The organism is Bradyrhizobium sp. 35, assembly GCF_023073215.1.
Classification (GTDB): Bacteria; Pseudomonadota; Alphaproteobacteria; order Rhizobiales; family Xanthobacteraceae; genus Bradyrhizobium; species Bradyrhizobium canariense_D.
This window is the reverse complement of record NZ_JADPJC010000126.1, coordinates 1-11,234: the sequence shown is the minus strand read 5'-3', so window position 1 is coordinate 11,234 and position 11,234 is coordinate 1. Positions and strand designations below refer to the sequence as shown.

The following is an 11,234-nucleotide window of genomic DNA, read 5'->3' as shown; positions in this document are numbered from 1 at the left end:
ATCGACGGCCATCCCCATAGCCGCATCGAAGACCTCATGCCGTGGCGATTCCGCAAAACGTCAAGCCAGCCTCAATAGGGTTGCGGCTAAGCGCTTACGACTGGCGTGGCGATCCTTCCGATCGTGCGAGCGTCGCTTTGCGACGCGTTGGCATAGCCGAACAGATCGAAAAACGTCGCGCCGGCCACAAGATTGTCGTTCTGCGCCAGCGACCACAATTCGCCGCCCGCGTCCCCTGCCGGCAGGCCGGTGAGCAGCGCGGCGTCTGTGCACACCAGACAGTCGTCGATACCGTCAGAGGTTAAACCCGGGGAGCCGTTGAACGAAGTGCTGGAAAACACCGGCTGCGCTGCCCCCGAAGCTTGAACCGCGCTGTATCCAGCGACGATGTCCCGCCAAGAAGAAACCCCCGTCGCAATCGTAATGCCGCCGTTCGCGCCCCAATAGTGCGCGTCAGCGTCCACCATGCAAGCAGATCATAGCCGAGCGCCACTACGGGATTGTAGGCGTTCACTCCCCCAAGGAGTGTGTACAGGTCAGTGAAGTTCGCCTGCGTCGCGGCGCGCAACTGATCGCTTGAGAGCCCGGCATTTAGATAGCGCGCGACCGGCAGCAGCAAGCCGCTGGCCACGATCGCATAGGCCGGCACGAAGACAGGAACTCCGGTGAGCCCCTGCGCCTTTCACCGCAGCATAGAGGTCCGCAAAATTGGCCCGCGTAAAGTCCAGCACCTGGCTGTCAGAAAGCCCGCTGTTCAGAAGCCGCGGCACCAGGTTGGTACCGTACTCGGAATTCAAAGCGGCATAGAGCTCCACGAAGTCGGCCTGCACTGCCGCCCGGATCTGCTCGCGGGAGAGCCCGATGTTTAAATTGCCGATCTCAGGATGTCGTTGAGCGACGCAAACCGAAACTCCTTCAGCGCGCTGCCTTCAGTCGCGTTAATGACTTCGACGCCGACGGCGCGTGCGGCCTCGTCCCAGCCTGCAAAGCCCGGAACGAATTCGCGCTAATAGATCTCGGAATCGCGGCCGAGCCCTTGTACTCGTCGTGGCGGTGCTCCCGGTCCTACCCGCGTCGCGCCGAGCGCGATCGCCAGGCCATCCCAGTTCGCCACCAGCTGGCGCCGCGGCTCGTACCAGCCGGAAGCCGTGAAGAACAGCACGCTCGCCCAGGGCGCCAGCACGGCCGACAAGTTGATGGCGATCGACCGCCGGCCGCGCACACGCTGGCAGATCTCCGCCATGAGGCTCGGGCCCGAGGCCAGGCAGAAAATCGTCTCGCCCTTGAACAACCAGGCGTAGTTGTCTTTTCCGGGATGCTTCAACCCAGGAATCCGTTCCAAGCGGCCGACCGCCACGATGTGCGAGCACGCTTGCCCAGTCACGTGTTCCAGCAACAGCGCATGCATCACCTCCCCGGTGTAGGGCGGGCTGGCCGGCGGGGGCGTCTTTTCACTTCCGCACGTTCCGATCCCTGTACTGCCGGAGAAGCGCGGAGCGTCGCGCCAGAGGCGCCGTACCTAACTATTGACGAGCTCCTGGCACAGATCGGGAGCCCCGTCACACGCCTGACCACACGAGCGAGCTAGACGATGCCGTTTATCAAGGAAGTAAAGTGGGAGCACGTTCCTAGCAGCACCAGCGGCGAGGATAGTAAATGGTGAAGCCGCTGCGGCCAAGGCCGTGCTTGGATCGGATCAGTTGGCTATTTGGCGGCGCGCAAGGCGCCGAAGGAATTGTTGCTTTGGTCTTTGACATGCCGCTGGAACATTGCCCAAGCGCGGTCCAAACATCTCCATCTTCTGTTTGATTGAACGCGCGACCGCGACCACCGCGTCGGTCCCCTGCCCGATCGCGTTGTTCAGATTGAGCATGCCGAAGTCAGGCCTTATTTCGCAGCGGCCACAATTCAAGCGGGCCGCCGCGACTCTTCCGCAATGAGACGTGGCCGACTCATCTGGCGGCGTTCCGCTCGCATAGACAAAGTGGCGGCGATCTCGCTCCTGCCGGAACTGGCAGGGGGCGCCGCTCAGTTTTTCGAGTATTCTTTGCCGCTTCGGCGAGAAGCTCTTCCCAGCTGAAGCACTCGGCACGCACTCCATGCGGTTACGACCTGTCGAGATCGGGTTCTTCAAAGAGAAACGGCCAAAGGACACGGTCATGAAAACGCCCTTTAACGTGCGCGGAGGCGAAGATGTGCGCGGCATCTCGTTGAGAGATCTAGATGTAAGCGAACCTAGACGATTTCAAGATGATAGCTTATGGCCCTGCTTCGAGCGGCTGCGAAGGGAAGATCCCGTTCACCACTGCCAAGACAGCCCATACGGACCATATTGGTCGATAACGAGATACCGCGATATCGTGGCCGTCGATACAAATCATAAAATATTCTCGTCAGAGCAAGGTGTCACGATCCTCGACGTGCCCGAGGAACATTGGACACCGAGTTTTATCAAGGCAGGTCCTCCCAAACATGCCGCGCAGCGCAACACCGTAAGTCCGATACTCGCACCGGACAATTTGGAAAAACTCGAGGGATTAATCCGCAGTCGCGCTAGAACAATCCTGGATGGCCTGCCGCGCAATGAAGCCTTCAACTGGGTCGATATGGTCTCGATCGAGTTGACGACGCAGATGCTGGCCACACTTTTCGACTTTCCGTTCGCGGATCGCCGGCTCCTAACGTACTGGTCGGACGTAGCCGTTGCAGCGCCGACGGTTGGGCAGGCGATCGACAGCTGGGGCAAGCGAAGCGCAATCCTGGCCGAGTGCTTGACATATTTTACTCGGCTTTGGCGGGAGCGGATAAATGCCGAGCCACGATTTGATCTCATTTCGATGATGGCGCACTCGTCCGGGACTCGGCATATGGAGCCACGTGAGTTTCTTGGCAATCTCATTCTACTGATCGTGGGGGGCAACGACACCACGCGCAATTCGATCACCGGTGGCCTGCTGTTCATGAACCAGCACCCCTCCGAGCTACGAAAGCTACGAGATAATCCCGCCTTGGTGTCGAGCGCTGTGTCCGAGATTATTCGGTACCAAACGCCCATCGCACATATGCGCCGCAACGCCACCGCGGACATTATCATGGGAGGCAAACAAATCAGGCGAGGCGACAAGGTTGTAATGTGGTACATCTCTGGCAACCGAGACGATGAGGTCATCGAGGACGCCAACAAATTTACGATCGATCGCAAGAACGTGCACCAACATCTCTCGTTCGGATACGGCATCCATCGTTGCCTTGGTCGACATCTCGCGCGGCTGCAGCTTAAAATCCTCTGGGAGGAGATACTGAATAAGCGCATGGAGGTGGAGGTCGTTGGCGATCCGGAGCGCGTTGAATCGAACTTCGTGCACGGTTATTCCGCACTCCCGGTCCGAATCATAGTCTAGGCTGTGACGCCCTGAAATGACGCGTGAGCTACACGGCAGGACCGTCGTCGGGCTCTCTGATGACCAGTTCCGCCATTGCACGCGGACTGGCGCGCGCCGCTGAAGATCGCCATCCCGGCTGGAGCCCGCACCTCTTGACCAACTTGGTCCGCCACTACGCTTCGCGTGACGCATCTCTCAAAGGCATCAAGTCAATGTCTGGGAACTCTGTCACAATCAGGTTCAGACCGGAGCACGGGCGTATAAGGTGATAGGTAACCGGCAAAGAGACCCGCAAGCCGGAACCTTTGGTCGCAGCGGTCATCCGGTGCCGGCTTATCGCTTCGAAGACAGCCGGTCCGGCGAATGCACTGTTCGTGATTCAGTGGCCTTCTGCCCGCGCAGAAGCCGGCCCCCGACCGGCGTGCGGCCTGATCCTGAACCCCTGCGGCCATCATCGTCGGCACCAACCCCAGGTGCAGCGCCCATCATCATAGCGGTGTCAGGCCACAATGAATGCGCGATCATCGCGATCCGTCATCGGCGCTGCCGGTCGATCCAGAGCCCGCGCGGGGCGACGAGCGGACCAACTTCACCGCATGGTCCGGCCTCGAGGGTGCGTGGCCACAGGTTCACATACACGCGTCAGCGACGGTCTGGGCCGGGCGAGGAGCATCAGTTCTTCTTCGGCACGAGGTTGAGACTGACAGCGCTGCAACTGCAGCGGAGGACTTCCTTGTTACCCTTGATAGGCGAAACGCAGAGGAATTCGCCGCAATCGGTGTTGGGGCACTGCATCAGTTGAAGCAATTGTTGAAACGAACTCACGACCGCAGCGAATTCCTTCGATTGCAGGTCCGCCCAGGCGTTGTAGTGAACCACCTTGTTGATCATCCACTCTTCGGACTTTGTCGCCGCCACCCGCTTTTTGGATTCTATCTGGAGCGCTTCGACATCCTGAATATTTTTCCCCCACGAGGAGGCGGAGTCGCGCGCCTCTTTGAGACGGGCCTTCCATGCGGCTAACACCCCGGGCCAGAGATCGCCCAGGTCGTATTGTCCGTTTCCATGATATTCGATGCGAGCGCGCAGATTATCCGCAAGGATCGTCGAGGTGAACTCCAGATAGCGTCGCAAAGTCCCTGCCGCCAAAAATACATTGTCATTGGCAAGGTGTTTCTGGATCTGCGTCCAGACGTGACCCTCGTTCCAGACCTGTGGGCCACTGTCGACCGTCCAGCCGCCAAAGCTAAGAGTGCTCTGAACCAGCTTTTCGCTCTGCATGAACTTGAGCCACACGCCGTCGTGAGTGGTCAGGACAAACTGCGTGTTTGGAAATTTCTGCTTCAGGAGCGCGCAAACCTCACGACGATGGCCGGCGTCGACCGACATCAGCACATCGTCGAGGACGGCAAGCGTAAATCCATCGCCGAGCGTGTGCTTCACCAGTGCAAGATAGAGGCAAAGCCCCATGCCATCCTGATGGCCCTCGCTGTGGTAGGCCCCGGGAGGAAATCTGCCTCGTCCGTAAAAGTCGACATCGAAGGCCAGTTTGCCCAATGATGCAGAGAGCTTGCCCTCGAAATTGGCCTCATCGTCGCGGTTGATGAAACTGTAGTATTCGGTGAAGTCCTTCTGCACCTTGTCGTAGATGCCTTCCAACATTGCGGTGCTGACCGTACCGTAGTGGCTAAACACCGCAGAAGCTGTTTCGGCCTGCTGGGCCGCGATATTGAGGGTCTGCTGCGTCCCACGGCATTGATCGTATTTCTCCTGGGCAACGATCAAGAATTCCTTGGCTTCTTCCTCCTTTGAAAGGTCGGAGAGCGTTTCGATATAGGCCGCCAGACGATCGGCGGGCTGAAGCAACTCGACCGCGGGCGATGCCCCCAGTCGACCAAGGGCTTGCAGCGCGTGGGCGATCGCTGCCGGGTCCCGGACGACCTTGTCTAGTGTGTCGCGGTCACCGTCGAGGGCCTTTGCGTGGGACCGCAGCGACGTGGCATCTATAGGAGGATTGGCCTTTTCGCACCATTCGGCCACTTTGCCCGCGTCAAGCGCCATCGCCCGCAGGTGAGCCGCGAGAGGGTCGATCGCCAGGGCCAGTTGCTTCAATGCCGTCGAGGCCGCATCTGCCTTTGCGATCTTCTCTTGAAGATGCGTTGCCAGGAGGGCCATCTCCCAGGGACCGTCGCACAGTGGACAAGCGTCGCATTCGACCAGCTCAAGACCCCGCTCAACCAAAGCGCGCTGCTTGACAACCCTTAACAGAGCCGGATCGTCCGTGAGCTGGGCGAGAGCGGCGACTGCATCCGACTTTGCGCCAGTTATGGTTATTTCCTGCGAGACAGCCAGCCTCTTCAGGAAGCTCGCAAGGTCATTCTTGGCGCCGAGCTTGGAGAATGGCTGCGACGCCTCGTGCTCGGCATCTGGATTGATGCCTACCTTCAAGGCATTTTCCGGCGCGAGGTCCGCCACAGGATCGAGCTTCAGCACAGCTCGACGAGCATTTACAGAAGCAAGCAGATCAGTTTTGTTTGGAGTGGCAATGCCGAGATGGTGAAAGAAATCGGACTTGGTCCGCCGATCCTCCACCTCGGCCCTTCCGTGGTCGCGTTTTGCATCGTTGGCGACGCGTTGGAGTGAGACCCGCAGCTTTTCGAGCTGATCAAGGCGCAGCAGCTCTTGGACGTATTGTGATCGTTTGCCTGCAGGTACGAGAATATACTTGATGATTTCTCGACGAGACAAGGCAAACTCAGGATGGGTTTCGAGCTGCGCCAGAAGCGCCCTGGTTTCAGCACTGCTCGGCTTGAGTACCGCGGCGCCTGGATTCTTGACGCTCCGCTCGATTATGAAGCTCTCTTTGAGAGCGGGCGCATAGACCTGCAGGCGAACGAGCGCGGTTTCGGGCTTTTTGCTCGCGTCGACATGTGGAGCGTGCGCCTTGACACTCAGCTCCGCCGTGCCCGCACCGCCGAGACGAGTGATGTTTCCGGTGAGGGCAAATTCGATCGCATCCACGATGCCGCTCTTGCCAGTACCGTTCGGCCCCGCAATCCCAAAACTCCTTCGGCCCAACGAGCGCTTGAGATGACGAATTCCACGGAACTCGACAATTTCGATTTCTTCAATCTGGATCATTGCTCGGCTCAGCAGCATTGAAAATGGCCGCCCGTAGGCTCTCGGCGTCCAATTGATGATCCGCCAGTGCCTTTCGCAGCGCCGACAAAGACGCCCGCGAAAGGGTCTTCTGGTCCTCGAGCTTTTTCAAGAAGGCATCGACAACGGATGAGACCGTAGATGAAAAGGGAAGATCGTCAGCGGCCATATGGTTGCTATTCCTGGGCTGGCCACCTGCTTCTGTGCGGCAGCGTCAATCGCGAGACGTCTCGACAAACAGCGATTTCGGACGTGGTCCTAGTGGTTGTGCACAATGCGCCACTAATCGCTTACGTTACTAGCCCTGCAAAGCCGCCCAGAACGCTTGGCCAAATGAAATTGAGATTAGAACTGAGCCACCCATCTGGCACAATGAAGCCGACTTGAAAGCGCTGCCTGAAAATCAATCAAGCCGACCGATCGACCATCGGAAAGATCTGCAGTGACCTCGGCTTGAGTTTGACTTGAACTGAGTCAGCGAGCTCACCGCGGAGGCCAAGCTGACGCGAACGAAGCAAAGAACGCTGCCCTCTCAAGCTTGACATATTTTCCTGCCCCAAGCCCGTGGCGGGGCTCGTTTTACCCGCCACGGCAGCTGCGAACTAGGCTAGGCGGCCGCAATGTTCGCAGCGCGGCCGCCCTCCGGTGCCGGAGGCGAGATTCTGCCGTTCGATGTTATTGCCCTCGGTACACTTGTCGTTGTCGTGATAGACGCTTCGCGCACCAGGCTTCGTTGAATGAAATGGTGAAACTTTCGACATAAATCGGTCCCCGACGGAGATGGGTGCATTTGTTCGTATGTGGTAGCAAACATGGGGGTTTGAATTAGTGCAATGACTCTCGAGCCAGCGCTTAAATTTGGCGCTCCATCGAATTTTTCGACGAATTTCACCATCGGTGGCAGCAGACCGGCGCTTGCGGGACGCAGATCGAGCTTGAGTTATGTCAGTTATTGGGACGCCCCACGACGCCAGCAAAATCAAGATAGACTGCCTCACCGACCTGCACACGACGAAGGTGCTGCCGGTATGCACCGGGAAGCCCGATATTTCCTCGCACGATTGTGGGACTGGCGCGCCAAAGACGATGGCAGCGATCAGCTTTGTCGATCGGCAGTTGCGCCGCTTGCCTCGATTGATGGGAGGCTGAGGACGTCTCCCTTGGCGTGCACCTGATCGCCGCCTCCGATCATGGACATGTGACGGTGCATGCGCGGGCCGATCTATTTGAGACGCTCGAGGCTGCCGGGCTGCGCTGCGGCCCGGCACCGGCGGCCGGCATCGATGCCATCGTCATACTTGGCCAAGTCGGAGCAATTTACCGCCGAGCCATCGGACGCCGTTATCCGCCGCACAGTAGGATCGATGATCGAGCGGCCCTGGTGTGGTCCGGTGCTTACCGCGGGTGGCGCGGCCTATGGCATTGCAGCGGCCAGCTTTGCCCGCCATTTGGTGTTCGCCGACCATGCCCTATCGGCGGACATTCTGTTCTCGTTCCGGTCGGATGGTCTCGATCCATTTGGCGTTATGGGCCGCACCTTGAGTGCGGATGGGGCGGTCGGCTTCGGAGTGCACGGCGGGTGGCATGCCAACGAGATGTCGTCGGTCGGCATTTTGGCGGGACCGCTGATCGAAAAAGGACTTCGTCTCGCAAGTTCCCTCAGGCATTTGCGACATCGCGCCGACAGTGCTCGGTCTTCTGGGTCTTTCGCGACGGGCAACGATGACCGCTCGTGCGCTCGCAGAGATCTTTATCGATGATGGACAGGACGTACCTCGTACGGTTGAAAAGATATGCGAGACCAGCAGCGGAAGAGAGGATTGCGACGTCGGGCCGAATTTGAGGCCAGATTACGTCGAGGAACGCTGAAGTCAGGAAGGCTTGAGAGGCAAGATCTGGGTTGCCGGCGGGGGGACGCCGCAGGCGTCGGCGCCAGCAGGGTCTCCACTCGTCTGAGCATCTCGGCGGAGGTCGCGATGCAAGGGAAGTGGCCGGAGAGCGTCACTTGTCCGAGCTTTCGAGCTTTATGGTTCAGCAGGCGCCTTGCCCCCGCCGAGTTGGAAGCGAGGACTGAGAAGGTTCTGCCGTTCGCCGCGAGGATCTCACCAAGTGATGGCACACCGACTAGATGGCTGTTGCTCGAGGCATCAAGGTGCTCGATCAGGCGCGCATCGCTCGTGTCGACAGAGCGCGGTATGGGCGACTGCCTGTCGAGATATTGATCTCAATGATGCCGTGGCGATCCGGCGTCGCGCCAGTGACGAGGCTCGTGAGCGCTATTCGTGTTTCGCTGGGCGAGACGGTGCGCTGCCTGGCCAGCACAGCACCGCGGCGCTGGAGCCTGACCAGTTTCGGCGTCAATGATGGTTTGACGAGATCGGGTCGAAGCCCATCGAACAGCACGATGAGAACCCGATTCCGGATCGGTCGTGAGCGGCCCGAGACATAGGTGACAAAACGTACCGGACACATGGGTTACACTTTCCGCTTTTGTTCTGCGGGAGGTGTGGAGCCGTGGAAAGCGAGTTCGGTCATGGAAGAACGCCTTCGCTTTGTGGCCAGGCTTCTGGATGGGGAAGCCATGACGGATGTGTGCCGGGAGTTCGGCGTATCCCGCAAGACCGGCTATAAGATTTTCGATCGCTACAAAGAGCACGGGCTGGCCGCCCTGAGCGATCGGTCCAGGCGGCCGGTACGCTATGCCAATCAGCTCCCGGAGCAAATCGAGGGTCTGATTGTCCGCCTCAAAGCCGAGAAACCGCACTGGGGCGCGCGCAAGATCCGCGAACTGCTGGTCCGGCGGCTCGATGGCGATGTCAGGATTCCGGCCAAAAGCACCATCCATGCGATGCTCGATCGCCATGGCCTGGTCAAGCGTGGCGGCGGGCCGCGCCACCGCGCGCGCGGCACGCCGCTGTCCACGGGTACCGGACCCAATGATTTGTGGTGCACCGACTTCAAGGGCGAGTTCAAGCTCGGCAATGGCCGCTACTGCTATCCGCTCACCGTTACCGATCATGCCTCGCGCTTCCTGTTGTTGTGCGAAGCGCTCGATTCAACGCGTGAAGACCCTGTAATTACTGCCTTCGAGCGTTTGTTCCTCGAGCGCGGCCTGCCGCTCGCCATTCGCTCCGACAACGGCGTGCCCTTCGCCAGTCCCAACGCCTTGTTCAACCTCTCCAGGCTCTCGGTGTGGTGGCTCCGACTTGGTATTGCAATCGAACGCATCAAGCCGGGCCACCCGCAACAGAACGGACGTCATGAGCGCATGCACCTCACCCTCAAAAAGGAAACCACCCGGCCGCCGGGCGGCAATAGCTTGCAGCAGCAGGAACGCTTCGATGCCTTCGTCCGCGAGTTCAACTCCGAACGCCCGCACGAGGCCCTCGACATGAAATGTCCTGCCGATCTCTACGTCGCCTCAGCGCGTTCCTATGCTGGCCTGCCGGAGCTGACCTATCCGTTCCACGATCGCGAGGTCCTTGTAACCGCGTGCGGCCGCCTTTGCCTGCACCGCAAGCGGATCAACATCTCAACCGTGCTGGCGGGCCAGAAGCTCGGCATCAAGGAGGTCGACGAGGGCATTTGGCTCCTCAGCTTCATGCACTATGATCTGGGATACTTCGACCTGGAGCAGAAAACCCTGCAACCTCTCGACAACCCGTTCGGCACGAGGCTGTCACCCATGTCTTAGGTACGTTCCGTTACCCATGTCTTCGGGCCGGACAGTCGGTCGAACATGTAAAACTTTCGTCTAACTGGAACGTAGCGGACTGGGAGCGACCAGGACCTGGCTGGCGCAGCCCAGCGCCATCGACTTGGAGCCGAGGCTGATCGCTAGCACGAGCGCAATGCGGGTATGGCGCTCCCAGCCATGCTGACCAAAGCCCGGCCAGCGCGACGGCCGCTCCCGAGCCGGGATTAGCGGCGTGCGAGCGCCAGCAGCTCTCCTCAGCTGTAGATCGGCCCGGCTTGTCTAAAACGGAGGCTGCGGCGTCAGTGGTTTGGTCTGATCATGATCGCCTGATGCACCTCTGCGGGCACAGCGTGAAGACACGGAAATCATCACAGGCCCCGAGGATTGCCCAAATCCGGCGAGGACGTCAGGTAGGATGTCCAGCAAGCCGTCGATAGCATGGCCTCGCAAGCAAGGGTAGCAAATGCCGCGTCCAGGAGAACCTGCTCGGCGCCCTAGCCGATCCTGATCTGGTCGACGTCGCGATTGAGCGAGGAAGCGTGACTGATGCTGCCGGCGGATCGTTTCGCCTGGCGGCTTGATTCCTGCGAATGCGATGCATCTCGTGTGCTTGGCATTTCACAGCTGTGGCGCTCGCAGACACCGGTGGGCGTCTCGAAAATTGATATGCCCTGACTAAGCGTGGTCGTATCGACGCCGGGGGCGCGCCGCTGGGCTGCTCGATTTGCCGGCGTTGCTCTCGAAGGGAGGGACCCGTTGAGCCATTCTGGCAGGAGTGACATGTTGGAAAGCCTGCAAATCGCCAGGGACGCCTTGAGGATTCCTACTCGCACTCAAACGAGCTAACCACTTTGGCTATCGTTTTTTGAAATGAAATGACCGAAAATATGATGTTAGTAACCGGTATGAGAGTTTCTCGGTGCCGATGTTCCGCTGCGATATTCAGGATCGTAGCGTATGGTGCGACCATCGGGACAGAGGCACCGGGAGCACGA

At 59.4% G+C, this 11,234-nt stretch carries 9 protein-coding genes; 3 read left to right on the top strand and 6 right to left on the bottom strand.

Annotation, left to right across the window (positions count from 1 at the left end):
- Positions 1 to 86: 86 nt before the first annotated feature.
- The 3 genes from IVB36_RS26350 to IVB36_RS26340 form a co-directional block, all read right to left on the bottom strand.
- Positions 87 to 467 carry a hypothetical protein gene (locus tag IVB36_RS26350; protein WP_247393537.1) on the bottom strand — a complete coding sequence of 127 codons (381 nt, stop codon included), beginning with the start codon at positions 465 to 467 and terminating at the stop codon, positions 87 to 89.
- A gap of 539 nt (positions 468 to 1,006) precedes the next feature.
- On the bottom strand, positions 1,007 to 1,408 hold the full coding sequence (locus IVB36_RS26345) for a hypothetical protein (RefSeq protein ID WP_247393534.1): 402 nt from the start codon (positions 1,406 to 1,408) through the stop codon (positions 1,007 to 1,009).
- 288 nt (positions 1,409 to 1,696) lie between these two features.
- Complete coding sequence (locus IVB36_RS26340; protein ID WP_247384766.1) at positions 1,697 to 2,161, bottom strand: hypothetical protein; 465 nt, start codon at positions 2,159 to 2,161, stop codon at positions 1,697 to 1,699.
- Here IVB36_RS26340 and IVB36_RS26335 point away from each other — a divergent pair.
- Positions 2,160 to 3,401: a cytochrome P450 gene (locus tag IVB36_RS26335; protein ID WP_247393531.1), complete on the top strand. Its 1,242-nt coding sequence runs from the start codon at positions 2,160 to 2,162 to the stop codon at positions 3,399 to 3,401. The genes IVB36_RS26340 and IVB36_RS26335 overlap by 2 nt on opposite strands.
- Positions 3,402 to 4,055: 654 nt before the next feature.
- Here the strand turns inward: IVB36_RS26335 and IVB36_RS26330 are convergent.
- A complete protein-coding gene (locus tag IVB36_RS26330; RefSeq protein ID WP_247393512.1) occupies positions 4,056 to 6,524 on the bottom strand; it encodes an ATP-binding protein in 2,469 nt (822 codons plus the stop codon).
- A complete protein-coding gene (locus IVB36_RS26325) occupies positions 6,511 to 6,711 on the bottom strand; it encodes a hypothetical protein (RefSeq protein ID WP_247293751.1) in 201 nt (66 codons plus the stop codon). Before IVB36_RS26325 ends, IVB36_RS26330 begins: the two co-directional genes overlap by 14 nt.
- Positions 6,712 to 7,906: 1,195 nt before the next feature.
- Here IVB36_RS26325 and IVB36_RS26320 point away from each other — a divergent pair.
- Positions 7,907 to 8,302, top strand: coding sequence for a hypothetical protein (locus IVB36_RS26320; protein ID WP_247393495.1), 396 nt, complete (start codon positions 7,907 to 7,909; stop codon positions 8,300 to 8,302).
- A gap of 400 nt (positions 8,303 to 8,702) precedes the next feature.
- Here IVB36_RS26320 and IVB36_RS26315 read toward each other — a convergent pair whose 3' ends face one another.
- Positions 8,703 to 8,945: an alkaline phosphatase family protein gene (locus IVB36_RS26315; RefSeq protein ID WP_247393493.1), complete on the bottom strand. Its 243-nt coding sequence runs from the start codon at positions 8,943 to 8,945 to the stop codon at positions 8,703 to 8,705.
- Positions 8,946 to 9,075: 130 nt separating this feature from the next.
- On the opposite strand from IVB36_RS26315, the gene IVB36_RS26310 reads away from it, so the two are divergent.
- Positions 9,076 to 10,236 carry a helix-turn-helix domain-containing protein gene (locus IVB36_RS26310; RefSeq protein WP_247393491.1) on the top strand — a complete coding sequence of 387 codons (1,161 nt, stop codon included), beginning with the start codon at positions 9,076 to 9,078 and terminating at the stop codon, positions 10,234 to 10,236.
- Positions 10,237 to 11,234: the final 998 nt, after the last annotated feature.

What these genes read in the sequence shown, in the direction of transcription:
- IVB36_RS26345 (WP_247393534.1), bottom strand. Translation starts at nt 1,408, where the DNA reads ATGCATGCGCTGTTGCTGGAACACGTGACTGGGCAAGCGTGCTCGCAC.
- IVB36_RS26350 (WP_247393537.1), bottom strand. Translation starts at nt 467, where the DNA reads ATGGTGGACGCTGACGCGCACTATTGGGGCGCGAACGGCGGCATTACG.
- IVB36_RS26310 (WP_247393491.1), top strand. Translation starts at nt 9,076, where the DNA reads ATGGAAGAACGCCTTCGCTTTGTGGCCAGGCTTCTGGATGGGGAAGCC.
- IVB36_RS26335 (WP_247393531.1), top strand. Translation starts at nt 2,160, where the DNA reads ATGAAAACGCCCTTTAACGTGCGCGGAGGCGAAGATGTGCGCGGCATC.
- IVB36_RS26325 (WP_247293751.1), bottom strand. Translation starts at nt 6,711, where the DNA reads ATGGCCGCTGACGATCTTCCCTTTTCATCTACGGTCTCATCCGTTGTC.
- IVB36_RS26320 (WP_247393495.1), top strand. Translation starts at nt 7,907, where the DNA reads ATGATCGAGCGGCCCTGGTGTGGTCCGGTGCTTACCGCGGGTGGCGCG.
- IVB36_RS26340 (WP_247384766.1), bottom strand. Translation starts at nt 2,161, where the DNA reads ATGACCGTGTCCTTTGGCCGTTTCTCTTTGAAGAACCCGATCTCGACA.
- IVB36_RS26330 (WP_247393512.1), bottom strand. Translation starts at nt 6,524, where the DNA reads ATGATCCAGATTGAAGAAATCGAAATTGTCGAGTTCCGTGGAATTCGT.